Genomic DNA, 25,374 nt, shown 5'->3' on the forward strand with positions numbered 1-25,374 from the left:
CGGCCGAGGTAAAGCCGCCGCTCTTGAAACCCTGTGAGAAGCTGGCATAAAGCATGGTGTCTGCGCCAACATCCCACTGCACATTCACCGAGGGAATCCACTTGTCGGTTTCCCGGTCGTCCTGGTAGTTATAGGCATAGTTATTGAACTCACCGGCCTGCACCGCCGCGTTAAAATAGCTGTTGCTGGGTTCGCCGATGGGCGAGGGGCTGTTTGACCGTGCCATCATCCAGTCCGGCGCAGGTCGTGACTTTCTGGGCCGCGAGCGTCGTCTGTCGCAGGATCTGGAGGGCGCGCCCTCTGCTGAGAGCCTCGGCACGGCCTTTGCCCAGCGTCTGGGTGTTGAAACCACAGGGGCTGATGCAGTCGCCGCCCTGCGCGCCCTGCCGGTCGAGCGGATCAACGGCGATCTGAACATGATGACCCTGGTCGTCGCAGGTCCTCGCGCGCTCTATGCCGGGCCGGTGGTCGATGGCCGCGTTGTCGCTATGACGCCGGAGGCGCAGTATCGTCAGGGGCGTCAGCGTTCTGTCCCGGTTCTGATCGGCGCCACCACGGCGGACCTGAGCCTGGAGTTCGCCGCCAGCAAGGATGCGACCTTCGCCAAGTTCGGCGCTGATGAAGCCGCTGCCCGCCAACTCTATGACCCCACGGGCCAGACGCCGGTGGAGGGCGTCAACCGCATCGTCGGCAGCGACCGCAACATGGTCGAGCCCGCCCGTTTTGTCGCCCGCGCCTTCGCCGCACAGGGCGCGCCGGTCTATCAGTACCGCTTCGGCTATGTCGCCGAGGAGAAGCGCGCGACCGCGCCCTGGGGGGCGGACCATGCCTCCGACGTGGCCTTCGCCTTTGATCGTCTGGGCGGGGTTCTGGATCATCCGACGGCTGAGGATCAGGCGGTCGCGATGCGGCTGGCCGACTACTGGGCCAACTTCGCCCGCAAGGGGGATCCGAACGGGCGGGGCCTGCCGAACTGGCCGCGCTATGAGGCCGGGAACGACCGCCTGCTGTCCGTAACGCCGCAGGGCGGTTTTGACGGAGAGGCCGACCCGCTGAAGGCGCGGCTCGACTTCATGCAAGGCCGTGCGGATAATCACTGAAAACAAGGCGAGGGGGAAAGCGCCATGCTGTCACGACGTGGATTTCTGGCGATGGCGGGGGCTGCGCCCGTCGTCTGGTCGATGAGCGAAGGCGGGGCGGCTGCGGCCGCTGCTCCGGCGCCGTCTGATCTGGGCGTCCAGCTCTGGATGGTGCGTCAGTCGATGGCGCAGGATTTTCCCGGCACGTTGAAGGCGCTGGCTGATTTGGGAGTCCGCAAGGTCGAACTGGCGGGCGCACCTGACCTGTCGGGGGCCGAGTTGCGACGGGCCTTTGATGCGGCGGGGCTGGCCTGCATCAGCGGTCACCTGCCTATCCTGCAGATGACCGATGCGGAACTGGATCATCGTCTGGCCTATGCACGTGAGATCGGCATGACCACGGTTGCGGCGCCCATGCCGGGCTTCGCCGGGCTGCTGGATGTCGCGCCTGCTGATCGTTTTGCGGCCCTGATGGCGCATCCGCTGACGGCGGACGACTGGCGCTGGAACGCTGACCGCCTGAACCAGATCGGTGAGAAGGCCCGCTCGGCCGGGGTGGCGATCGCCTATCACAACCACAATGTCGAGTTCGCCGATGTCGGCGGCCTGACGGCGATGGACCTGTTGCTGGAACGGGTCGATCCGGCCCAGGCGCATTTCCAGTTCGACGTCGGCAACGCGGTTCTGGGTGGGGCTGATCCCTATGACCTGCTGAGGCGCCATCCGGGGCGGTTCAAGTCGGCCCACCTGAAGGACTGGCGCGCGCCGATCCAGCCCACGACGCGACTGGCGGCGCCCGCGTCTGCGGCGTTTGGCGAGGGGGTGATCGACTGGGCGCGCTGGCGTCGCGCCTCGGCCGAGGCCGGGATTGTCACCTCCTTCATCGAACGCGAGAACATGCCGGTCGGTCAGGAGGTCGCCGCCGCCGGTCAGGCGCTGCAATACTTCACGTCACTGCAAGGAAACCGGGCATGAGGCGCAAGGGCTGGACAGGGCGGCTGCTGGCCGTCGTCGGGATTATTGTCGCTGCTCTGGCGTTGCTGATCGCTGTTCTGGTAGTCCGCACGCTGATGCTCAAACCGGCGGCCCTGGCCACCGCACAGGCGCCTGCTGTCGTGGCGTTCGATGTCGATCAGGCGGCGCAGCGTCTGGGGCAGGCGATCCGTTTCGAGACCGTGTCGCATCAGGACCGGTCAGAAAACGACCTGAGCCAGTGGACCGCCTTCCATGACTGGATGGCGCAATCCTATCCGGCCTTCCATGCCGCCGCCAAACGCGAGACGGTCGGCGAAGGCGCACTGATCTGGACCTGGACAGGGCGCAATCCGCAGCTTCAGTCCATCATCCTGATGGCGCACCAGGATGTGGTTCCCGCCTCGCCCGAAACCCTGTCGGAATGGAAGACGCCACCCTTCTCCGGCGCGGTCGTCGATGGCGCGGTCTGGGGGCGCGGGGCCATTGACGACAAGGGTTCGCTGATCGCCCTGCTGGAAGCCGGCGAAGCTCTGGCCAAGGCCGGACGCCAGCCGGAGCGCACCATCATCGTCGTCTCCGGCCATGATGAAGAGGTTCAGGGCAGCGGCGCCAAGGCCGTCGCCGAGGTGCTGAAGGCGCGCAACATCCGCGCCTGGTTCGTACTGGACGAAGGCTCGGCCATCATTGAGGACCACCCCGCCATAAAGGGCCCCGCCGCCCTGATCGCTGTGGCGGAAAAAGGCTATGTGACGCTGAAGGTCACGGCCAAGGGGCAGGGTGGCCACGCCTCGGCCCCGCCGCAACAGACCGCCGTCTCTACCCTGGCCCGCGCCATCACCGCCATCGAGGGCAAGGCCTGGCCGCTGCGCTACGACGGCCCGACGCGTGAGGGCCTGCGCGAACTAGCGCCCTATGCCCCCTTCTCGACACGGTTGTTCCTGGCCAATGACTGGTTGTTCGGCGGGGTGCTGGCCAAGCAGTTGGCCTCCAATCCGTCCGCGGCGGCCGGGATGCACACTACCATCGCCCCGACCATGCTGACCGGTTCGCCCAAGGAGAACGTCCTGCCCCAGACGGCTAGCGTCTGGATCAACTATCGCATCGCGCCGGGCGGCTCGGTCCAGTCGGTTCTGGACCGCGCCAAGGCGGCGACCAAGGGCCTGCCGGTCGAGATCACAGCCGAAGGCGGCGGACGCGATCCTTCGCCGATTTCGTCGTCGCAATCCGACGCCTACCGCTATCTGGCCACGGCTCTGGGTCAGGAGGCGCCCGCCACCCCGATCGCGCCGTCGCTGATGATCGCCGGGTCGGATTCTCGCTCGCTGGTCTCGGTCGCCGACTATGTTTATCGCTTTGCACCCAACCGCTTTCACATGGGCGAACTGGGCATGGTCCACGGCGTCAACGAACATATGACGCTGGATAATCTGGAGCGGAACATTCGCTTCTACGCCCGCCTGATGGCTGGAGAGGCTCATGCGAACTGACCGTAGAAGACTGCTGGCCGGAGCCTTGATGGGCGCGGTCTGTTTCGGCGCAGGCGCGTCTGCGGCTCAGACCACGCCGCTGAAGCCTCGCCCGCCAGAGATGGTGCGCCCTGCCGCCTGGGATGCCGCAGAGGAGATTGTTCTGTGGCCCAGCTATGCGCCGGGACGCGAGAGCTACAGGCCGCTGGCCACCTTCCCCAACTGGCCCGGTTCCTTCCTGAAATCCACGCCGACACCGTCGATGCGGATCTGGCGTCCGGCAAACCCCAATGGCCGCGCGTTGCTGGTCATTCCGGGCGGCGGATACATGTTCGTATCCATCGCCAATGAGGGCGTTGAGGTCGCCGAGCATTTCGCCGCCAAGGGCTATCTGGTTGCGGTGCTGAACTATCGCCTGCCGGGCGAGGGGTGGCCCAACCGTGCCGACGTGCCGCTTCAGGACGCCCAGCGCGCCATCCGCCTGCTGCGTCAGCGCGCGGCGTCATTGGCGATCCAGCCCGATCATGTGGCGGTGGTCGGCTTCTCGGCAGGCGGGCATCTGGCAGGCAGTCTGGCCACCGGCTGGACCGAAGCCGTCTATGCACCATTCGACGCCGCCGACAGCTTGAACGCTCGTCCGGATGCGGTGGGCCTGATCTACCCGGTCCTGTCGCTTGAGGCGCCGCTGGTCCACACCGGCTCACGCGGCCTATTGCTGGGCAATAACGCCAGCGCCGAACTGATCCAGAAACGGTCGCCGGTTCTGCACGTCGGTGCCGAAACCCCGCCCAGCTTCCTGGTTCACGCCTGGGACGACACGACCGTCACAGCCGACAACAGTCTGGCCTGGATCGCCGCCGCTCGCGCCGCCAACCGCCCGGTCGAGGGCCACCTCTATCAGGAAGGCAGCCACGGCTTTGGACTGGGCGTGCCGGATTCGCCGTCAACCAGTTGGCCGGACCTGTTCGCCAACTGGTTGGATCGGGTTCTGGAATAATGCGAGGCGCTTGTCTTTAGTGCGCGCCCGATAGTCGCGTGGAAGCATCAGCTAAGTTCAATCAGCAGCATATTCTGGCGTCGCTGATTGATTGGACGTGGAGGGTGATGACGTGTGCGGCGATTGCTCGATGGGCGTCAGGGTGTGGAAGTCGCTGGAGTGAAATACCAGCGGAGTAATGTTATCGGCGACCGATGCCCGGTGGAGGCGGAAGAGGACGATGTCGTGGTCGCCGGCTTCGATTTCCTGCTCGACTGAGCATTCCAGCCAGGCCGTCGCGTCTGCGAGGAACAGGGCGCCGTCGGGGGTTGTTTCGTAGTCCAGGCCCTGGAATCGGTCGCCGGTCTTCTGCGCCAGTTGGCGCGCGACGGCGGCGTGGCCATGGCTCAGGAATGAGATGCCGAGGCGTTTCTGCGCGCGCAGTTGTCGCCATGTGCCAGAGCCGCGCTTGATGCAGACGGACACCAGCGCCGGCTTCAGCGAGACGGCGACGAAGGCGCTGGCGGTCATGCCGACAGGTTGGCTGTCCACCATGGCGCACAGGGTGGTGACGCCGGTTGGGAAGCGGCCGAAGAGGCGGCGCAGCTCAGAATCTTCGCTGATGTTGCTCAACATATTCATGGATTTGGATCCTGGCTCGCCGGTTTCAGACCGGCGAACCGACGTGCAGCGCTGGATCATTCCGGGCGGCGCGTTGAGCGCCCGGCCATGATCCATCTTGCCCCTTGGCCAGGGCAGATGGATCACAACGGTCTGGCGCCGCTCAAGGTTTTCGAGCGGAGCGCTCAGGGCATGTCATGGGCCCCAGCGCCGCATTCTGCAGTTGTCAGGCGGACAGTTCTTTACGGATGATCTCGGCGCCGGCGCCCAGAGCGTTCAGCTTGCCGGTGGCGACGCGACGCGACAGCGGGGCCATGCCGCAGTTGGTGGACGGATAGAGCTTGTCCGCATCCACGAACTTGAGGGCCTTGCGCAGGGTGTCGGCGACTTCCTCGGGCGTCTCGACGGTGTTGGAGGCCACGTCGATGGCGCCGACCATGACCTTCTTGCCGCGGATCAGTTCGATCAGGTCCATCGGGACGTGCGAGTTGTGGCATTCCAGCGAGATGATATCGAGGCTGGACTGCTGCAGCTTGGGGAAGGCTTCCTCGTATTGGCGCCATTCGGAGCCGAGGGTCTTTTTCCAGTCCGTGTTGGCCTTGATGCCGTAGCCGTAGCAGATGTGAACAGCCGTCTCGCACTTGAGCCCATCGACCGCTCGCTCCAGCGCGGCGACGCCCCACTCGTTCACCTCGTCGAAGAAGACGTTGAAGGCGGGTTCGTCGAACTGGATGATGTCGACGCCAGCAGCCTCCAACTCGCGGGCTTCCTGATTGAGGAGTTTGGCGAACTCCCAGGCCAGTTTCTCGCGGCTCTTGTAGTGGTCGTCATAGAGGGTGTCGATCATCGTCATCGGGCCGGGCAGGGCCCATTTGATCGGCTGTTTGGTCTGCTGGCGCAGGAATTTGGCGTCATCGACGAAGACCGATTTCGGACGGCTGACCGCGCCGACGACGGTGGGGACGCTGGCGTCATAGCGGTCGCGGATCTTGACGGTCTTGCGCGTTTCGAAATCGACGCCGTCGAGATGTTCGATGAAGGTGGTGACGAAATGCTGGCGCGTCTGTTCGCCGTCGCTGACGATATCAATCCCGGCATTCACCTGGTCGTTCAGAGACAGGCGCAGGGCGTCCTGCTTGCCCTCGATCAGTTCGTCACCTTGCAGTTTCCAGGGTGACCAGAGCGTCTCGGGCTGGGCCAGCCATGAGGGTTTGGGAAGGCTGCCTGCGGTCGAGGTGGGCAATAGGATAGTCATAGTGTTTTACCTTGTAGGTTCGGCGTTCAGGCAGCGAAGTTGTTGGACCATTGCGCGAGGACGTCCTGGTACGGCTTGATGAAGCGTTCCTCGACGAACCGGCCTTGTTCGATCGCCAGCCTGCTGCGCTCTTCTCGGTCGTAGACGATGCGCGTCAGGGAAAAGTCCTGATATTTCAGGCTGGGTTGATACTGTTCCGCCGCGACAGAGTTGGCGTTGTAGATTTCCGGGCGGTAGATCTTCTGGAAGGTCTCCATCGTGCTGATGGTGCTGACCAGTTCGAGGCTGGTGTAGTCACCCAGCAGGTCGCCCGTGTGGTAGAAGGCGAACGGCGCGACGCTGTTTTTCGGCATGAAGTAGCGAACCTTCAGGCCCATCTTCGCGAAATACTGATCGGTCGGAGAGAACTCGTTGTTCTGATATTCGAGACCCAGTATCGGGTGCTCGTTTCCGGTGCGGTGGTAGGTTTTGTTGCTGGAAACACTCAGGCAGATGACGGGCGGCTTGCCGAAATTGTCGGTGTAGGCCTTTGACGCGAGGAAATGCTTGAACAGCTTTCCGTGCAGGTCGCCGAAGTCTTCCGGCAGGCCAGCGTTCGGATTGGCCTTGCTGTGCTCGGGCAGAACCACGCTGAAGTCATAGTCGCGGACGTAGGAAGAGAAGTTGTTTCCGACGATGCCGGCGATCCGGGTGTCGGTCGCCTTGTCGATGACGGTCGTCTGGAGAATTTCGATCAGGGGGAAGGCGTCGTTTCCCGCCTCTGCGTCGACATTCATCTCGACCGAGATGATCTGAAGCTCGACAGCGTATCGGTCGCCCTTGGGGTTGTCCCAGTTGGCCAGAGCATTGAAGCGGTTGTCGATCATCCGCAGGGTGTTGCGCAGATTGTCCTTGCGGCTTTCGCCCCGCGCCAGATTGGCGAAGTTGGTCGTGATGCGCGTGCCGTCGGCGGGATGATAATCCTCGTCGAACGGGATGCTCTTGATCGAGAATGTAAGCGCGCTGTCGGCCATGGGGAGAAACCTTTGCTTTTGGCCAGGTTTCGGACAGGGGCGCACGGCGCCGCGCGCGGGCGCAGAGGTCCGGCGAGCGCAACTGCGACCTGACCGACACCCCGCCGGAGGACGTTATCTGTCGAGGCAGGTCTCCTGGCTTACGGGTCACGGCTTCGGGTCCGGCCTTCCCGAGAGCGGATGCTCCCAGTGACGCAAGATGGACCCTCGGCTCGCCGCTTACAGTTGCGGGGGCAGCGCCGGCATCGACATCAAGGACATCACACCGGCTTCCCTCTTAGCTCCGCGCCGTCCGAGGGCGACGCGTAGAACCACGACCATTGGAAATTGCCATAATCGCCGCGCATGTCAATCAAGATATAAAGATATCTTTATGTGATTATGTGATTGGAGCCTTCCGCGTTTTTTCTTTGCGGTGGCATGAGGGGCGTCGCCTCGGCGGGGTGGGTTCCGGCGTTTCTTTGAGCCGTCCAGACGATTGTGGCGTGGGCTCTGGTCGCTGAAACCGTCAAATAGTCGCAGCGCTCGTACAGTATAACGGATTGCCTGGGGGCTCGAATGAAAGTATCCAGCCCGCGATGACATGGTCGATGGCGACATGGGCGAGGCTGATTTTGGCGGTGACCTTGGTCGCCGCCGTGTTCTTTGTCGCCCCGGTCGCTGACGCCGAAGTCTGTGCGCCGGAAAGCCCTTATGCGCATGCGGTTATTGATCAGGACACCGGCGACGCCGATCAGGGCGGTTTGGGCGAGGGGCATGGACTCTGCGCCCACGGCCACTGCCATCACAACGGAACCGCGCGCACCGACGCCAGCGACGACATAGCGATGCAGATCTATGCACGTCCCGTCCACGCCTTCCCCTCCAGTGATTTCCCGTCGTCGATTTCGCCCGACGGTCTGAAGCGTCCTCCCAGGGTCTGACCCGACGTCTGCGCCGCCGTGCGCGTGATCTCGTGTCAAACTGCTGGAAAATGACTCATGCCTGCCTCTCATCGTCGGCCGCCGCGTTTTGCGGTCGGCTGCGCGCTGGCCGCACTGACGGCCATGCTGGCCAGCCCCGCCTGGGCTGACCCGGCGCCTTCCTTCCCCGAGTTGCTAGCGCAGCTCAATCAAACGCCTGCAAGCCAGGAGGCCGAAGCGCTTTCGCAGGCCGCCGAGGCGCGGGTCCGTCAGGCCCGTGTTCGGCCCAATCCGACGCTGGGCCTTGATGCCTCGAATGTTTTCGGAAGCGGGCCCTATCGGGGGTTCGACAATGCTGAAACCACCCTGTCCTTCAGTCAGGATCTGGAGCTGTGGGGACGGCGGACCGCACGTATCAATGCGGCGCGGGCGGATGCGGGGACGGCGGCCCTGCAGCGGGATCTGGCCGTGGTGAATGCGGCGGGTCGGCTGGCGCAGGTCTATGCCGACGCTGAGGCGGCGCAACGGCGTGCGGCGCTGGCGCAAGAAAGCCTGAGCCTGACCATAGCCGATGCGCGCGCCGCATTGCTCCTGGTCGAACAGGGTCGGGAGCCGTTGTTGCGCGGCATTCAGGGCGAAAGCGAAGCCGCCGCTGCGCGCGCCAATCTGGATGAGGCTGTCGCCGAACGGGACGCCGCCTTTGCGCGGTTGACCGCCGTCGCCATGCTGTCGAGACCGGTGACTGACATCGACGCCAGCCTGCTGGATCGGTCGCCTGCAGCGGCCTTTGTTGCGGCGGTCGATGCAACGACGGTGCGGGTCGCGCAGGCCGAACGCGCGGCGGCGGAGCGGCGGATCGACGTGGAGCGCATCCGCACCCGACCGGACATCACCGCCAGCGTCGGCGTGCGTCGCTATGAGATGGAGGACGCCACCGCCCTGACGTTCGGCGTCAGCATGCCGTTGCCGCTGTTCGACCGGAACCGGGGCAATATCGAAGCGGCGCAGGCGGACTTCCGGGCGGCGGATGCCCGATTGGCCAGCGCCCGTCAGGACGCCCAGGCGGATCGAGCGGCGGCCCAGGCGCGTCTGGCCGGGGTGGGGTCCGCCGAGGAGGCTTATCGCCTGTCGCGGATCGGCTTTGAAGCCGGGCGCATCTCGCAGCTTGAGCTGCGCGCCACCCGCACGGCCCTGATCTCTGCGCGAACCACCGCAGTCGATGCGCGTCTGGGGCGCGTCCGGGCGGAAATCGAACTGGCGCGCCTGGACGGCCGCGCCCCTTTCCAAGGAGCTGAATGATGCGCCAGCGCACATCGAACAAGACCCTGCTGATCAGCGGGGCGGCGGCCGTCATCCTTCTGGGGGCGGGTGGTTTCTACCTTCTGTCGCGGGGGACGGACCCAGCACCTGTCGTCGCCGAGAGCCAGACCGCAGAGGCGGAAAGCCAGGCAGACGCGCCAGAAGGCTTTGTCGAACTGAGTGAAAGTCAGGCTCAGGGCGCCAACATCGTCGTGGTCGGCGTCGGTCGAGGAGGCGGGGCGGAAATCCAGCTGGCCGGACGTGTCGAACCGATGGTGGACGCGCGGGCCGCTGTTGCGGCATCGGTCGGCGGACGGGTCGAACGCGTTCTGGTGGCGCCCGGGCAGACGGTGCGCATCGGTCAGCCTCTGGTCAGTCTTGTCAGTGGTGAAGCGGCGACCTTCCGCGCCGACGCGGACGCCGCAGCCGCCCAGACCGAGGCGGCGCGACAGGCCTATGAGCGGAACCGCAATCTGGCTGAACAGGGCGTGGTGGCGCGGCAGGAAGTCGAGGCGTCACGCGCGCAACTGCTCAGTGCTGAAGCCGGCGCCCGTGCGGCGCGTGCCCGGTCCAGCGCAGCCGGCGCCCCCAATGCTGCAGGCCGGTTGAGCGTCACCAGCCCCATCGCGGGTGTGGTGACCAGCGTGCAGGTCGGGCCGGGCGGGTTCGTCGCCCAGGGCGGCGTCGTCGCCGAGGTCACCAACCCGGCCAGGGTTGAACTGGTCTTCACCGCGCCGCCTGCGCTTTCCGTCAATGTGAGGGCAGGCGCGCCGCTGCGTGTCAGCGGACCCGGCGGTGATTTCGACGCCGTCGTGACCGGGGTTGCAGCAGGGGCGGGCGGTGCGAACGGCGCCGCCGTCATACGCGCGCGGCCTACGGGCTCTGTCCTGCCGCCAGCCGGATCGGCTGTATCCGGGGCCATCGTCACCGGTGACACGACAGGCGGCCTGACCGTGCCGAGCGAGGCGGTTCAGACCGTTGACGGGAACACCGTCGTCTTCGTTCAGGCCCCTAAAGGGTTCCAGGCGCGGCCGGTGCTGGCTGGCCGTCAGGCGGGTGGTCGGACGGAAATCCTGCGTGGCCTGACCGGGTCTGAACGGATCGCCGGGACCAACGCCTTCCTCCTCAAAGCCGAACTCGCCAAGGGCGAGGCCGAGCACGGTCATTAGGGGCGACGCAGATGTTCAAATTCATCATTGAGGCATCGGTCAAGTTCCGATGGTTCGTCGTCCTGGCTACGGCGCTGGTCGCGGCCTACGGACTGCTTGAGCTGACACGGCTGCCTATCGACGCCGTGCCGGACATCACCAATCGCCAGGTCCAGGTGACCACGGTCGCCCCCGCGCTGGCGCCCGAACAGATCGAACGTCAGGTCACCTATCCCATCGAAACCGCCATGTCGGGCATTCCCGGCCTGACCTCGACGCGTTCGCTGAGCCGCAATGGCTTCAGCCAGGTGACGGTCATCTTCACGGACCAGACGGACATCTATTTCGCCCGTCAGCAGGTCGCCGAACGTCTGGCAGGCGCGCGAGAGGCCATGCCGGACGGGGTGGAGCCCGCCATGGCGCCGATCACGACGGGGCTGGGCGAGGTGCTAATGTGGACGGTCGACTACAAGCCGTTCAACAGCGCGAACCTGGCCAAGCCGGGACAGGCTGGATGGCAGGCGGGCGGCGCCTATCTGACGCCCGAAGGCGATCTGCTTTCGACCCCGCAAGAGCGCGCCACCTATCTGCGGACGGTGCAGGACTGGGTCATTGTTCCCCAGATGCGCACGACGCGGGGGCTGGCGGGCGTCGACACTGTCGGCGGCTACGTCAAGGAATATGCGGTGCGGCCAGACGCAGCGCGCCTGTCGGCCTATGGGTTGGGGCTGGGCGACCTGATCCAGGCGCTGGACCGCGCCAACACCCAGGCCGGGGCCGGATATGTGCAGCGTGCAGGCGAGGCGTTGACGGTCAGAACAGACGCCCTGGCCTCGACCATCGAGGATCTGGCCCAGGCGCCGGTGGTCAATCGAAACGGCCTGATCGTACGGGTCGCCGACGTCGCCACTGTGGAGATCGGTCAGGCGCCGCGTCTTGGTGGGGCCAGCCGTGACGGTCACGAGGCCGTTCTGGGAACCGCCTTGATGATCGCAGGAGGCAACAGCCGCACCGTTGCCCAGGCGGCGGGCGAGCGGTTGGAGGAAGTTCGCAAGACCCTGCCTGCCGGGATCGAGGCGGTGACAGTTCTGGACCGCAGCGCCCTGGTCAACTCGACCATCGCCACCGTGGCGCGCAATCTGAGCGAGGGGGCGCTGCTGGTCATCGTCGTGCTGTTCCTGCTGCTCGGCAACATCCGCGCGGCCAGCATCACGGCCCTGATGATCCCTGTCAGCTTCCTGTTCGCCGTCATCGGCATGAACCGGTTCGGGATCAGCGGCAATCTGATGAGCCTGGGGGCGCTGGACTTCGGCCTGCTGGTGGATGGCGCGGTCATCGTGGTGGAGAGCACCCTGTTGATGCTGTCGCAGCGACGGATTGATCTTGGCCGCGCGCTGACTCGTCGGGAACGGCTTCAGGTCGCGGGGGCTGCGGCGCGCAAGATGGTCAAGCCCGCCGCCTTCGGTCAGTTGATCATTCTTCTGGTCTTCACCCCGCTGCTGATGCTGGAGGGGGTGGAGGGCAAGACCTTTGTGCCCATGGGCGCGACGGTCATGCTGGCTCTGGTCGGCGCCTTCATCTTCTCGTTCACCTTTGTCCCCGCCATGACGGCCCTGCTGGTGCGCGATCCCAAGAAGGTCGAGGTGGATGCGCAAGGTCACGCCCACGAGCATGAGACCTTCCTGCTGCGCCGCGCCCGCCGCTGGCTGCAGCCGGCGATCCGGGCCGCTGTTGATCGGCCCAAGATCGTTCTGGCGTCGGCTTTGGGCGCTGTGGTCGTGGGCGGTCTGGCCTTCTCTACACTGGGGCGTGAGTTCATCCCGACCCTGGACGAGGGCGACATCGCCATGCAGGCCCTGAGGGTGCCGTCGGCGTCGCTGGAGCAGTCGCTGGCCATGCAGATGGCGCTGGAGCGGGCGATCACCGCTCAGCCTGAAGTCGAGACCATGTTCTCGCGGACCGGTACGGCAGAGGCCGCCGTGGACCCGATGCCGCCCAATATCTCGGACGGCGTCATCGTCTTAAAGGACCGCAAGGACTGGCCGGATTCAGGGCTGGACAAGGACGCCTTGCTGGAGCGGTTCGAAAGCCTGGCCAATCAGCAGATCGGCAATGCATTCGAGTTCAGCCAGCCGATTGAGCTGCGTTTCAACGAACTGATCTCGGGGGTGCGGACCGATCTGGCGGTCATGGTCTATGGCGATGATTTTGACACCATGCAGCGCGTCGCCGACCAGGTCGCTGTGGCCCTGCGTGAAACAGAGGGATCAGCCGATGTTCGGGTGGAACAGGCCTCTGGCCTGCCGACCCTGACGATCAGCGTCGACCGGATCGCGGCCGCCAACTACGGCCTGTCTGCGGCCGATGTGTCCGAGGCGGTTTCGGCCGCCATCGGCGGTGCGGAGGCCGGGCGGATATTCGAGGGCGACCGGCGCTTTGACGTGGTGGTGCGCCTGCCAGATGAGGCGCGCAATGATCCCGCGGCGCTGGCGGCCCTGCCCATTGTCTCGACCACAGGCGTGATCGTGCCCCTGTCATCGGTCGCCCGCATCCAGAGCGCCGAGGGGCCGAACCAGATCAGCCGCAACAACGGCAGCCGTCGCATGGTGGTTCAGGCCAATGTGCGCGGACGCGATCTGGGCGGCTTCGTCGCCGACGCCCAGCAGAAGGTGGAGAAGGTGCAACTGCCGTCGGGCGTCCGGCTGACGTGGGGCGGTCAGTTCGAGAACCTGAAACGGGCTGAGCAGCGCTTGGGCCTGGTTATTCCGATTGTCTTCGTCCTGATCGGGGTGTTGCTGTTCATGGCCCTGGGCTCATTCAAGGAGGCGGGGCTGGTGTTCGCCTGTGTGCCGCTGGCCCTGATCGGAGGCGCGTTGGCGCTGCTGTTGCGGGGCATGCCGTTCTCTGTGTCCGCCGCCGTGGGCTTCATCGCCGTTTCGGGGGTGGCGACCTTGAACGGACTGGTCCTCATGCAGGCCATCCGTGAGCGGCTTCAGGCGGGACTGACACCCCGAGACGCCGCGATTGAGGGGGCCTCCAGCCGTCTTCGGGCTGTCCTGACAACCGCCCTGGTCGCCATCGTCGGCTTCATTCCCATGGCCATCGCCCATGGCGCGGGCGCCGAGGTGCAGAAGCCGCTGGCCACCGTCGTCATCGGCGGGCTGCTGACGGCGACGGCCTTGACCCTGCTGGTCCTGCCGACCTTCGCCGCCAAGGCGGTGCGCCGCCGCAAGGACGAAGGGGACGAAGCGTGATGGACCGCAATCAGAACACCCGCCCGCAAGCAAAGGAGATCGCCGAATGACCAGCCAAACCCCATGCAGCAATGCGGTTGAACCTCACGATCATAAGGGCGGCGCGGGCCATGACCATGGCGACGGCGGTTTCCTGGGGCCTAACACGGAGCTGGTCTTCGCATTGGCGTCAGGGACGGCGCTGGGCGGCGGGTTCGCGCTGGAGAAGCTGGCTCCGGGCATTCCGTCGTGGCTGCCCTTGGTTCTGTTCCTTCTGGCCTATGGGTTCGGGGGCTTCTTCACCGTGCGGGAGGCGGTCGAGAACCTGCGGCGCAAACGCTTCGAGATCGACACGTTGATGCTGGTCGCCGCTGCAGGGGCGGCGGCCTTGGGCGCCTGGGCCGAAGGGGCGTTGCTGCTGTTTCTGTTCAGCATCGGCCACGCGCTGGAACACTACGCCATGGGCCGCGCCAAACGCGCCATTGAGGCTCTGGCGGAACTGGCGCCTCGAACGGCTCATGTGCGCCGCGGCGAACAGGTCGTCGAACTGCCTGTCGAGGCCCTGGAGGTTGGAGACGTGGTGGTCGTACGCCCCAATGAACGGCTGCCCGCCGATGGGTTTGTTGTGGCGGGCACGAGCAGCATCAACCAGGCGCCCGTCACCGGCGAAAGCATCCCCGTCGATAAGCAGCCCGTCGACGACGCCGCCAACGCGCGGGCGCGGCCTGCCCAGATCGGGGCTGCATCCCAGGTGTTCGCAGGCACGATCAACGGCGCGGGCGCCATCGAGATCGAGACGACGCGTAAATCGAGCGACACCACCCTGGCCAAGGTGGTGCGCATGGTCAGCGAGGCGGAGACGCAGAAGTCGCCGACCCAGCGGTTCACAGACCAGTTTGCGCGCATCTTCGTGCCGCTGGTGCTGGTTCTGGCCTTCGTGCTGCTGTTCGCCTGGGTGGTGGTGGATGAGCCGTTCCGCGACAGCTTCTATCGCGCCATGGCCGTGCTGGTCGCGGCCAGTCCCTGCGCGCTGGCCATCGCCACGCCCAGCGCCGTTCTGTCCGGGGTTGCCCGAGCGGCGCGCGCCGGGGTGCTGATCAAGGGCGGGGCGCCGCTGGAGAACCTGGGGTCCTTGAACGCCATCGCGTTCGACAAGACCGGCACGCTGACGCAAGGCCGGCCCCGCATCACCGACATCGTCACTGTGGGTGAGGTCGCGCAGAACGACCTGCTGGCGACAGCGGTGGCGGTCGAGCGGTTGAGCGATCATCCGCTGGCCGAGGCCATCGCGCGCGATGGAGCGGCGCGTTTGGGCGATGGCGCGATTGCGGCGGCGACGGACCTCAAGAGCCTGACGGGCAAGGGCGTCACGGCTTCGTTCAATGGCGAGACGATCTGGATCGGCAAGCCGGAGATGTTCGGCGCCGACGGGGTGGCGGCGCTGAGCGAAGAGACTGCCTCGCTCGTTGCTCAACTCCGGGAGCAGGGGCGGACCCTGATGGTGGTGCGGCGCGGCGCGCATGATCTTGGCGTGATTGGCTTGCTGGATACGCCACGCGTCGAGGCGGAGCCGACGCTCAATGCGCTGCGAGGCTTGGGCATAGAGCGGATGATCATGATCTCCGGCGACCACCAGAAGGCCGCTCAGGCGGTTGCCGGGCAGGTCGGTCTGACCGAGGCCTGGGGCGACCTGATGCCGGAGGACAAGGTGGACGCGATCAAACGCCTGTGCGCGGACGGCAAGATCGCCATGGTGGGCGACGGGGTGAACGACGCCCCCGCCATGGCCACGGCGACCGTCGGCATCGCCATGGGCGCCGCAGGATCAGACGTCGCGCTGGAGACGGCTGATGTTGCGCTGATGTCCGATGATCTGTCGCAACTGCCGTTCACGGTGGGGCTGAGCCGACGCACGCGCGCCATCATCCTGCAGAACCTGATCGTCAGTCTGGGCGTCGTCGCCTTCCTGGTGCCGGCGACCATTTTCGGCCTGGGGATCGGTCCGGCGGTCATCCTTCACGAAGGATCGACCCTGCTGGTGGTGGTCAATGCCCTGCGGCTTCTAGGCTATCGCGACCGGGCGGAGAAAGGGCGGCGCGTCCGTCCGGCCTTGTCCGCGCGACCGGCATGACGGTGTCAGACATCCTCATAGCCTGATCCTTGGCGAGACGCCGGTTGTCCGTCGTCTCGCCAAGATAAGGGACGCCTGCTGCTGAGCGCTTATCGCCCGGGCAGGGGCGGCAGGGAGCCGATGACGCCATCGGGGCGGGCGACGGCCAGCATCCGCTGGTAGGCGGGGCGTTGCTCGATCTTTTCACGCCAGGCCGCCAGATGCGGGAACTGGCTGATGTCGGCGATCTTGGTCGAGGTGGCGACGTTGAGCGGGAACAGCATCATGATGTCCGCCGCTGAGAACTCGGCGCCGCCGAAATAGGGATGACGGCTGAGGTAGTCTTCGGCGAAGCGGATGGTGTCTTCGGCGTCGACCAGCGGACTGGGATTGGTCGAACGACGGATCATCTCGACGCGATAGTCGCCGATCACCCGCGCCGCGAACGAACCCTCCGAATAGTGCATCCACTGCAGATAATAGGGGAAGTCCGGGGAATCGACGGCAGGGCGCAGGCGTCCGTCGCCGTGCCGGGCCAGCAGCATCTCCAGAATGGCGCCCGACTCCACGATGACCTGATCGCCATAGAGGACGGTGGGCGCGACCGGCATCAGGGGATTGAGGGCGCGGATCTGCGCCATCGAACCGCGCAGGTCGCCGCGCTTGTATTCCAGAGTGTAGGGCAGGCCCAGTTCCTCACACAGCCAGACGACGCGCTCTGAACGGCGGCCCTCCAGGTGATAGATGGTCAGGATGGGCTTGGCCTCGGCGGTTGAGGTCTGGGGCAGGGCGGCGGCCATCGACGGCGAGGCCGCAAGGCCCAGGGCGCAGGCGATGGCCAGGGCTGACAGGGCTGTTGCGCTGCGTCGTGTCGGCGGGTGCAGGCGGGCGGTGGTTTTCATCATCGTACTCGTGGTTCTGGTTGAAGCCGGTCTGGTGCGCGCAGGGCTAGAAGCGCGTGGACAGGCTGATGCTGAAGCGGCGCACGGAATCGGGGCTGAAGAACTGGACATAGCCGCCGGGGTTCAGCGCCGTGGACGGCGAGGGGGCGATCATGGCGGCGAAACGCTCATCCAGCAGATTGCTGCCGAGCAGGGCCAGGGTCCAACGTGCGTCCTGACTGGAGACCGCGATGCGGGCGCCCAGCAGGCCATAGGCTTTCTGGATCGTGCCGGGGTCGCCGCTGGGGGCGAAGTTGACGTCGCTCTGCCAGTTCCAGTTGACCTGACCGGCCATATGCAGCCCGGCGCCGACGTCGCGCTGATAGGTGACGGTGGTTCCGTAAACCCACTCGGCGACGCCCGCCAAAGGCAGTCCGCCCGCATTGAAGAAGCCGTCCGGCGAGGTGGGATTGGCCGGGGGCGTGGTGCAGGGGCCGCCCTGAGACACCTTGGGCTGGCCGAAGTAGCACTGGACGCCGTTGAAATCGACGTAATGGCCGTCCGTGTAGGCGCCGCCCGCCGTGATGGTCAGCTCGGCCGTCGGACGGGCGATGAGGTTCAGTTCGACGCCCTTGGTCTTGATCTCGCCCGCGTTGGTGATGCGGGTGGAATAGGTGGGGCTGGACAGGTCCGACACCTGGGCCTGGAAGTCTTCGACCGTGGTGCTGTACAGGCCCAGATTGGCGACCAGGCGACGATCAAGGAGAGACGCCTTCAGGCCCAGCTCATAGCTGGTCGGGATTTCCGGCTGGACGCGTTGATCGGCGGTGGCGGACGCCGCGCTGAGGCCGCTGAATCCCGGTCCCTTGTAACCCCGTGAAATCGTGGCGTAGGCCATCATGTCGGTGGCCAGGGTGTAGCGGGCGCTGGCCCTCCACGACAGGTTATGGGCGTCCACGCTTTGTTTGAACTGCAGCGGGACCGAGCCGGGAATGGGCATGGTTCCCGGCGTCAGGGCGCGGTGGTAATCCAGTTCGGAATCGTCCCAGGTGGACCGGGCGCCGACGATGATGTCCAGGCGGGGCGTGACGTGCCATGTGCCCTGACCGAAGACGGCGAAGCTGGTGGAATCCACGTCGTTGTAGGTGGAGTTTTCGAACACCGTGTTCAGGCTGGCGCCCGGAACAATGGGGATCACCTGACCCTGCGACGCGGGGATGATCCAGTTCAGATTGCCGCGCTGACGGATCAGGGATGTGGCGGTCGAGTTGTAATAATAGAGGCCCGCGACGTAGTCGAAATGCTTGCCGATGGGCGAGGTCAGGCGCAGTTCCTGGGTGAACCAGTCGGTCTTGTTCGCCCCGCCGTTGCTGTCGATGTAGTTGACCGCCGTCAGGTCGCCGTCGGCGGCACCGCGCGCATCGAACTGGCGATAGGCGGTGATGGAGGTGATCGTGTGATCGCCCAGCGCATAGTCCAGCTGGATCGAAGCGCCCTGGGCATAGCTGTCACCGACGACGGGGCCGCTGGCGGCGATGTCCAGATTTTTCGGTCCGGCGACGACGCCGTATCGGGCGTTCATCACGGCGGGTGCAAAGCCGGGTGTGACCTTGCGATAGGTGGACTGACAGCAGAATCCATCGCTCTCGGTGCGGTCGGCCGAGATATAGACCGTCAGGTCTTCGTTGGGTTTCCAGAGGTATTTCAGCGTCAGGCTGGAGACATCTTGCGGATCGGTTCTGACGCCGTCCTGGAACAGGTTGCGGATCAGGCCGTCGCGTTCGTGATGCGAGGCGACAATGCGCAGGGCCGAGTTCTCGGTCAGGGCGACGTTGCCGATGGCCTGGACGATGCGCGTGCCGCGATTGCCGACCTGAACGTCCAGTTCGCCTTCATTGGCGTCCAGTTTGGGGCGTTTGGTGATGAAGTGGACCAGACCGGCCGAGGCGTTCTTGCCGAACAACATGCCTTGCGGTCCGCGCAGGATCTCCACCCGGTCAATGTCGCTGAGGGTGGACAGGCCGGATGGAACCGCCAGCACCACGCCGTCGACGACGGTGGAGATGCTCTGCTCGATGCCGGCCGAGAAGCTGCTGGTGCCGACGCCGCGAATGGACAGGCCGGAAGAACTGCTGCTCAGGCTTTGCTTGAAGCGGACGCTGGGGTCGATCAGCGACAGTTGCGACGGCTGGGTGATGTTGAGGTTTTGCAGCGTCTCGCCCCGCACCGCCGTGATGGCCAGCGGGACGTTCTGGATGTTCTCAGCCCGACGTTGCGCCGTGACGACGATGTCATCGACAGTATTGGCCGGGGGCGGCGCCGTCTGCGCCCAGGCGGTCGATCCGGCAGTCAGAGCGGCCAGGATCAGGCTGGTTCCGAGTGCGGGTTTTCCCAGGCTGTTTAGAGGCGTGTTTTGACCTTTAGGCATGCATTCTCTCCCTGTCGCTGTGCGACTTATTTTTGAAAGTTTCTTGGTTGCGGACCGGACGATGCGAGCCGCCGGGCCACAGTCTCGATGCAGGCTTTGATGGGGCGGCACTGATCGCGCCGCGCCCATGTGCAGGCGGCTGTGCCGGTGGTTTTCTCCCTTCCCGACAGTGCTTTAATATTTAAGTGACGATAACGTCACTTGTGGTTTGCGGCAATGATATTCTGGCTCAGGCCAGGGCGCTGGGGCGGGCGGAAACGCGGGCGTGCCAGGCCCAGACGACGGTGCAGGATTCAGGGATGTCGACGCCGATCATCCGGCCGAAATCGATAGCGGTCAGGGCGACGATGTCGGCGATGGAATAGTCATCGCCAGCGATGAAATCGCGGTCCTGAAGTTCGCCGTTCAGCCAGTGATGGAACTCGTCGATGCGGGGGCGATTGGACTCGCCAAAATCCTTGTACTGAACCAGCAGCGCCGCAGTCAGCGGATGGGTGTGACGCCAGATGTTGGCGATCGGGATCATCAGCCGCAGTTCGATGCGGCGACACCACATGTCGATCAGGGCCTTGTCCTTGGCGTCACGTCCGAACAGCGGCGGTTCGGGGTGGGTCTCTTCCAGATAGCGGCAAATGCTGACGCTCTCGCTGATGTAGCTGCCGTCGTCCAATTCCAGCACGGGGACTTGGCCCAGAGAGTTCTTCTCCAGAAACTCCGGCGTCTTGTGCGCGCCTTCGCGCAGCGACACGCGCTCGTGCTCAATCTCGATGTTCTTTTCGGCCAGGAAGATCCTGACGCGTCGCGGATTCGGGGCGGGGTTTTGGTCGCCGTACAGTTTCATGGAGGCTCGCGCTCATCGCCAGATTACGGCCCGACCGGAGCGGTTGGGCATTTAGTGACGGTATCGTCACTTAGTGGCGATGGGCAATGGGAAACTGGCGTTTTGACCGGGTTTCAGGCGATATTTTTCTGCCTGGGCGGGGCGTATTTCGCCCGCAGCGCCTCACAGGCCGCGACCACTGAAACCACGAGGGTTTCGATCAGGGCTTCATCATCCTCGCCGTTGCGCGCGGACAGGATTCCTGCGGCGCCGCTGACGATGAACCAGGCCATGTGCTCGGCCTGTCGCTGGGGCAGGCGATAGGCGGCCTGAAGCCCGGCGGCCCAGCCTTGGGCGGTGGCGCGTTGGGCGGCGCGGGCGCGCGAGGCGAGGGGGCCGTTGTCGCCAGCCAGGCGGGTGAACAACTGGCCCTGTTCATCGGCCAGACGGAACCACTGTCGGCAGCCGCCGCGTATCCAGTCCTCCAGACGGGCGTCCGGCTTCATGTTCTCGCGGGCATGGTCGACATAGGACTGCATTTCGCGGTCGAAAAGAGCGCCCAGCAGGTCGTCGCGATCCTTGAAATAGCGATAGCCCAGCGACTTGGCCACGCCGCAGCGCGCCGCGACGCCGTCCATGGTCACGGCCGAAACGCCATCCTCAACGACGATTTCCGCAGCGGCGTCCAGAAACCGCGTGCGTCGTTCGGCGCCCTTCAATCGTGTCTGCTTCACGCCCTGCCTCGGTGAGCCAATGTGACGGCTGTCGAGGAGCGGAGTTGGGGACATGGCCGCCTTGCGAAGGCGCCTTATGGTGACCCGGTTCTCCACGCTTGCGAACAGCCTGCGGTCGTCCGCGCGCAGGCGGGCGACAGACCGCAGTACGCCTCTCGGCTTGGCGGTGGCAATGGGGCGCGCCAACCAGAGGTCTGTCCGGGCGGCGGGGTTCAGGCCGCGCATTCGCCGACCAGCGCGGCCTTGAGTTCGGTCTTGATGATCTTGCCCGCTGCATTTCGCGGCAGCATGGCCGACTGGATGCGGATGTCGGCAGGCACCTTGAACGCGGCCAGACGTTCGGCGACGAAGGCCTTCAGGACATCCGCCGAGGCTGTTTCGCCGGGGATCAGGGTGACGAAGGCGACGGCCTCTTCGCCCAGCACGGGATGCGCACGGGCCACCAGCGCCGCCTCAGCCACGGCCGGGTGGCTGTAGATGGCGTCCTCGACCTCCTGGCAATAGATGTTCTCGCCGCCGCGGATGATGATGTCCTTCTTGCGGTCGACGATGAAGACGAAGCCTTCTTCGTCGATGCGGGCGATGTCGCCGGTGCGCACCCAGCCGTCGACGAAGGTTTCGGCGGTGTCCTCGGGCCGGTTCCAGTAACCCGTCACGATGTTGGGGCCATAGACCATCAGTTCGCCCCGTTCGCCGACGGGCAGGGTGCGGCCCTGTTCGTCCACCACCTTGACCTCGCCCACAGGCAGGGCGGGGCCGCAACTGGCGGGACGCAGGGAATAGTCCTGGCCGGCGTGGTGGGTGTGGGCGGCGCTGGTCTCGGTCATGCCCCAGCCCGAGCCGGGCGCGGCATGGGGCGTGTCGCCGTCGATGCGGCGGACCAGTTCGGTGGGCGCCGCCGCCCCGCCGTAGCTCATCAACTCCAGCGAAGACAGGTCATAGCGGTCGCGGTCGGGGTGGGTCATCAGGGCGATGGCCACCGCAGGCACGCCGCCTGCGGATGTGATGCGCTCACGCTCGATCAGGGCCAGGGCCTCGCCCGCGTCGAAGCGGCGCTGGCAGACCAGTTTCTGCCCGATGGCCATCGCCACCAGCAGGACGGCGTTGCACCCGGTGGTGTGGAAGAAGGGGATCGACACCAGCCCCGCGCCCTGCGGCGCATCCGGCGCGGGCGGCTTGGGCATCTCACCACGACGCAACATGGTGCGCACGATCGAGAACTGGATGGCCATCAGACCGCAACCGGCGTTGCGGTGTGTGCCCAGCGCCCCCTTGGCGCGGCCGCTGGTGCCAGAGGTGTAGAACAGGGTGGCCGGGGTTTCCGGCGTCAGTTCGACATCCGGCATCCGGCCTTCGGGCAGGGCAGGCCACCGTGCCGGGGCGCCGATGACGGCCTCCAGCGCGGTGACACGCGTGTCGTCCGGCAGACTGTCCACGCGGCAGGCATAGACGCGCTTCAGAGCAGGAGTCTGGTCTAGCAGGGGCAGGATGGCGTTCAGGCGTTCAGGATCGACAATCGCCGTCGTGGCGCCGCTGTCGTTCAGGCCGTGCAGCAGTTCGGCGCTCGACCACCAGGCGTTCAGCGGCGCGACGATGGCGCCGATCAGGGCTCCGGCGAAGAAGGCCACCGGCCATTCCGGCAGGTTGCGCATGATGACGGCGACGCGGTCGCCCGGCTGGACTCCTTGAGCCTGAAGTTCCGCCGCAAGGGCGAGGGTCGCGCGTTTGAAGGCGTCGAAGCTGACCCGATCCTGCTCATAGACGAAGAAGGTCTTGTCGCCGTGGGATGCGGCGACCTGAAAGGTCTGGCGCAGGGTGGGGGGCGCGTTCTTCCACCATTTGACGGTGCGGCCGTCGATCTGGACATCTTCGATTTCGAATGGCGACCCGGCTTGGGTCAGCAGGCCGTGCGCCTGCTGCAGGCTCATTGCGGGCCATGCGGGGGCGGACCCTGACGGCGAGGCGGATTGGGCGCTTTGGGTCGTCACGGTCGTTTCCTCTACTGCTGGCCCGTTTGCCGGGCTCTTGAGTATTTTGAACGCACAGCGTCCCCGGCGCGCGATGGCGACCGCGACCGGATGTTCTGTTAATTCGAACTTGAGGTATGATGTGGATTGGAGTCAAGCCAATCCATGCCGCCGCGCCCGTCGTGACCTGGTGGCATGGCCCGAAGCGACACAGGTATCGCTATTATGAGGCTAATAGCCGGGTTTCTTCGTCAGGTGACGGGGGACGTGTCGGGGCTTGCGTCAGTTCTCTGCAGTCGGTACTCAAAAAATCGAATATTTGGTATGGCAACCGAAGCGCAGCGGCGCTTCAACCTCAGGAGACGCGCGTGGACTTTCAGCTTTCGGACAGAGAGACGCATTTCCGCGATCGGGTGAAGGCGTTCATCGACACCCGCATCCGCCCGCGCCACGCCGACTATCTGGCCCAGCAGCGCGAAGGCGAACGCTGGAAGGTCATCCCCGTGATTGAGGAGATGAAGGTCCACGCCAAGGCCGAGGGGCTGTGGAACCTGTTCATGCCGCCGACCAGCGGCGCGCCCCATGTCGACGACAGTTTCGTGTTCGAGGGCACGCAGCTTTCCAATCTGGAATACGCCCTGTGCGCCGAGGAGATGGGCAAGGTCGAATGGGCGTCTGAGGTGTTCAACTGCTCCGCCCCCGACACCGGCAATATGGAGGTGCTGAACCGCTACGGCACGCTGGAGCAGAAGGAGCGCTGGCTGCGCCCGCTGATGAACGGTGAAATCCGTTCGGCCTTTCTGATGACCGAGCCCGAGGTCGCTTCGTCCGACGCCACCAACATCCAGACCCGGATCGAGCGTGACGGCGACCACTATGTCATCAACGGCCGCAAATGGTGGTCGTCGGGTGCAGGCGATCCACGCTGCAAACTGGCTATCGTCATGGGCCGCACCAATCCCGAGGCAGCGCGTCACCAGCAGCAGGCGCAGATACTGGTCGACCTTTCGACGCCCGGCGTCCGCATCGAACGAATGCTGTCGGTCTATGGCTATGACCACGCGCCGCACGGCCATGCCGAGATCGCGCTGGAGAATGTGCGGGTGCCGGTCGAGAATCTGGTTCTGGGCGAGGGGCGCGGCTTCGAGATTTCGCAAGGGAGGCTTGGCCCGGGCCGCATCCACCACTGCATGCGCACTATCGGCGCCGCCGAAATGGCGCTGGAGGCCATGTGCCGCCGACTGGTCAGCCGCGTCGCCTTCGGCAAGCGGATCAGCGACAACAATGTCTGGGAAGAGCGGATCGCCCGTGCCCGCATCGACATCGAATGCAGCCGCCTGCTGTGCCTGAAGGCTGCCGACATGATGGACCGGGCGGGCAACAAGTCGGCCCAACTGGAGATCGCCCTGATCAAGGTGCAGGCGCCGACCATGGCGCTGAAAATCCTCGATGACGCCATTCAGGCGCACGGCGGCGGCGGCGTCTCCGGCGACTTTGAACTGGCGGCGGCATGGGCGGGCATCCGCACCCTGCGCTTCGCCGATGGCCCGGACGAGGTGCACAACCGCGCCATCGCCCGCGCCGAACTGGGCAAATACGAAGACGTGGCCGCACCGCGCCCAGAGCGGACCCACCGCTAAAAGCCGCCGTCATTTCGGCCTTTGGGCCGCACCGCATTTCAGGGTTTACGCATGTCTCAATTCGATCTGGCCGGTAAGGTCGTCATCATCACCGGCTCGTCGCGCGGCATAGGCAAGGCGGCGGCGGAAGAGCTGGCCGCCAATGGCGCCAAGGTGGTCATCTCCAGCCGCAATCAGGACGCCTGCGACGTCGTCGCGGCTGAAATCAACGCGAAGCACGGCGAGGGAACCGCCATCGCTGTCGCCGCCAGCATCGCGCACAAGTCGCAGCTGGAGAATTTGGTCAACCAGACGCGCAAGGCGTTCGGCCGTGTCGATGTGGTGGTCTGCAACGCCGCCAGCAATCCGCACTATGGTCCGATCAGCACGATCACCGACGATCAGTTCCGCAAGATTTTCGACAACAACGTCCTGTCGAACCACTGGCTGATTCAACTGGTCATCGAAGAGATGGTCGAGCGCAAGGAAGGCTCGATCATCATCATATCCTCCGTCGGCGGCCTGCGCGGATCGGACATGATCGGCGGCTACAACGTCTCCAAGGCGGCGGACTTCCAGTTGGCGCGCAATCTGGCGGTCGAGTACGGACGCCACAACGTCCGCATCAACTGCATCGCGCCGGGTCTGGTCCGCACCGACTTCGCCAAGGCGCTGTGGGAAGACCCGAAGGTCGAAAAGTCCATGACCTCAGAGACGCCGCTGCGCCGCATCGGCGAACCGCATGAGATCGCGGGCGCGGTGACCTTCCTGGCCTCATCGGCCTCGACCTTCATGACGGGGCAGGCGCTGATCGTGGACGGCGGCGCAACTATCCGTTCCTGAGCATT

20 protein-coding genes and 1 riboswitch are annotated in these 25,374 nt (G+C 65.3%); of the genes, 11 read left to right on the plus strand and 9 right to left on the minus strand.

Features of this window, described 5'->3' with window-relative positions:
- Positions 1–226: TonB-dependent receptor (locus tag QZ281_RS14990; RefSeq protein ID WP_292229726.1), on the minus strand; the 226-nt coding region annotated here is incomplete at its 3' end.
- Here QZ281_RS14990 and QZ281_RS14995 point away from each other — a divergent pair.
- The 4 genes from QZ281_RS14995 to QZ281_RS15010 are packed head-to-tail and all read left to right on the plus strand — an operon-like array spanning position 198 to position 4,517.
- Entirely contained in the window at positions 198–1,100 is a 903-nt protein-coding gene (locus tag QZ281_RS14995; RefSeq protein ID WP_292229728.1) for a carboxylesterase family protein, read from the plus strand. The genes QZ281_RS14990 and QZ281_RS14995 overlap by 29 nt on opposite strands.
- 24 nt (positions 1,101–1,124) lie before the next feature.
- A complete protein-coding gene (locus tag QZ281_RS15000; RefSeq protein WP_292229730.1) occupies positions 1,125–2,054 on the plus strand; it encodes a sugar phosphate isomerase/epimerase in 930 nt (309 codons plus the stop codon).
- Positions 2,051–3,541 carry a M20 family peptidase gene (locus tag QZ281_RS15005; RefSeq protein ID WP_292229732.1) on the plus strand — a complete coding sequence of 497 codons (1,491 nt, stop codon included), beginning with the start codon at positions 2,051–2,053 and terminating at the stop codon, positions 3,539–3,541. The genes QZ281_RS15000 and QZ281_RS15005 overlap by 4 nt, the downstream gene beginning before the upstream one ends.
- Positions 3,531–4,517: an alpha/beta hydrolase gene (locus QZ281_RS15010; RefSeq protein WP_292229734.1), complete on the plus strand. Its 987-nt coding sequence runs from the start codon at positions 3,531–3,533 to the stop codon at positions 4,515–4,517. The genes QZ281_RS15005 and QZ281_RS15010 overlap by 11 nt, the downstream gene beginning before the upstream one ends.
- Positions 4,518–4,574: 57 nt before the next feature.
- On the opposite strand, the gene QZ281_RS15015 is transcribed toward QZ281_RS15010, so the two are convergent.
- From QZ281_RS15015 to QZ281_RS15025, 3 genes are all read right to left on the minus strand, one after another.
- On the minus strand, positions 4,575–5,264 hold the full coding sequence (locus tag QZ281_RS15015; protein ID WP_292229736.1) for a flavin reductase family protein: 690 nt from the start codon (positions 5,262–5,264) through the stop codon (positions 4,575–4,577).
- A 79-nt stretch (positions 5,265–5,343) separates the two neighbouring features.
- Positions 5,344–6,372 carry a methionine synthase gene (locus QZ281_RS15020; protein ID WP_292229738.1) on the minus strand — a complete coding sequence of 343 codons (1,029 nt, stop codon included), beginning with the start codon at positions 6,370–6,372 and terminating at the stop codon, positions 5,344–5,346.
- A 26-nt stretch (positions 6,373–6,398) separates the two neighbouring features.
- Positions 6,399–7,385 carry a DUF1852 domain-containing protein gene (locus tag QZ281_RS15025; RefSeq protein ID WP_292229740.1) on the minus strand — a complete coding sequence of 329 codons (987 nt, stop codon included), beginning with the start codon at positions 7,383–7,385 and terminating at the stop codon, positions 6,399–6,401.
- Between the two features lie 107 nt (positions 7,386–7,492).
- A riboswitch (cobalamin riboswitch) is annotated at positions 7,493–7,716 on the minus strand.
- Positions 7,717–8,005: 289 nt separating this feature from the next.
- On the opposite strand from QZ281_RS15025, the gene QZ281_RS15030 reads away from it, so the two are divergent.
- From QZ281_RS15030 to QZ281_RS15050, 5 genes are read left to right on the plus strand one after another with little or no spacing between them, the layout of a single operon-like run.
- Positions 8,006–8,308 carry a hypothetical protein gene (locus QZ281_RS15030; protein ID WP_292229742.1) on the plus strand — a complete coding sequence of 101 codons (303 nt, stop codon included), beginning with the start codon at positions 8,006–8,008 and terminating at the stop codon, positions 8,306–8,308.
- A 57-nt stretch (positions 8,309–8,365) separates the two neighbouring features.
- Positions 8,366–9,586 (plus strand): TolC family protein, encoded by a 1,221-nt coding sequence (locus QZ281_RS15035; protein ID WP_292229744.1) that lies wholly within the window; start codon positions 8,366–8,368, stop codon positions 9,584–9,586.
- Positions 9,586–10,755, plus strand: coding sequence for an efflux RND transporter periplasmic adaptor subunit (locus QZ281_RS15040; protein ID WP_292229746.1), 1,170 nt, complete (start codon positions 9,586–9,588; stop codon positions 10,753–10,755). The genes QZ281_RS15035 and QZ281_RS15040 overlap by 1 nt, the downstream gene beginning before the upstream one ends.
- Positions 10,756–10,766: 11 nt before the next feature.
- Positions 10,767–13,988 (plus strand): CusA/CzcA family heavy metal efflux RND transporter, encoded by a 3,222-nt coding sequence (locus QZ281_RS15045; protein WP_292229748.1) that lies wholly within the window; start codon positions 10,767–10,769, stop codon positions 13,986–13,988.
- A gap of 46 nt (positions 13,989–14,034) precedes the next feature.
- Entirely contained in the window at positions 14,035–16,098 is a 2,064-nt protein-coding gene (locus tag QZ281_RS15050) for a heavy metal translocating P-type ATPase (protein ID WP_292229750.1), read from the plus strand.
- A gap of 89 nt (positions 16,099–16,187) precedes the next feature.
- Here the strand turns inward: QZ281_RS15050 and QZ281_RS15055 are convergent, their stop codons facing one another.
- The 5 genes from QZ281_RS15055 to QZ281_RS15075 all read right to left on the minus strand — a co-directional run bounded on the left by QZ281_RS15055 (position 16,188) and on the right by QZ281_RS15075 (position 22,928).
- The gene (locus QZ281_RS15055; RefSeq protein WP_292229752.1) at positions 16,188–16,979 is read right to left on the minus strand and encodes a glutathione S-transferase; all 792 of its coding nucleotides are present in this window, start codon (positions 16,977–16,979) and stop codon (positions 16,188–16,190) included.
- Between the two features lie 46 nt (positions 16,980–17,025).
- Complete coding sequence (locus tag QZ281_RS15060; protein ID WP_292229753.1) at positions 17,026–19,386, minus strand: TonB-dependent receptor; 2,361 nt, start codon at positions 19,384–19,386, stop codon at positions 17,026–17,028.
- A gap of 229 nt (positions 19,387–19,615) precedes the next feature.
- Positions 19,616–20,227 (minus strand): glutathione S-transferase family protein, encoded by a 612-nt coding sequence (locus tag QZ281_RS15065; protein WP_292229754.1) that lies wholly within the window; start codon positions 20,225–20,227, stop codon positions 19,616–19,618.
- 113 nt (positions 20,228–20,340) lie between these two features.
- Positions 20,341–20,940, minus strand: a complete 600-nt coding sequence (locus tag QZ281_RS15070) for a TetR/AcrR family transcriptional regulator (RefSeq protein WP_292229757.1) — start codon at positions 20,938–20,940, stop codon at positions 20,341–20,343.
- Positions 20,941–21,152: 212 nt separating this feature from the next.
- Complete coding sequence (locus QZ281_RS15075) at positions 21,153–22,928, minus strand: class I adenylate-forming enzyme family protein (protein WP_363298053.1); 1,776 nt, start codon at positions 22,926–22,928, stop codon at positions 21,153–21,155.
- Between the two features lie 347 nt (positions 22,929–23,275).
- Here QZ281_RS15075 and QZ281_RS15080 point away from each other — a divergent pair, with 347 nt between their 5' ends.
- On the plus strand, positions 23,276–24,547 hold the full coding sequence (locus tag QZ281_RS15080) for an acyl-CoA dehydrogenase family protein (RefSeq protein ID WP_292229759.1): 1,272 nt from the start codon (positions 23,276–23,278) through the stop codon (positions 24,545–24,547).
- A gap of 51 nt (positions 24,548–24,598) precedes the next feature.
- Positions 24,599–25,369, plus strand: coding sequence for an SDR family oxidoreductase (locus QZ281_RS15085; RefSeq protein ID WP_292229760.1), 771 nt, complete (start codon positions 24,599–24,601; stop codon positions 25,367–25,369).
- The last annotated feature ends 5 nt before the right edge of the window (positions 25,370–25,374 follow it).

This window comes from Brevundimonas sp. (genome assembly GCF_018608325.1).
Lineage (GTDB): Bacteria > Pseudomonadota > Alphaproteobacteria > Caulobacterales > Caulobacteraceae > Brevundimonas.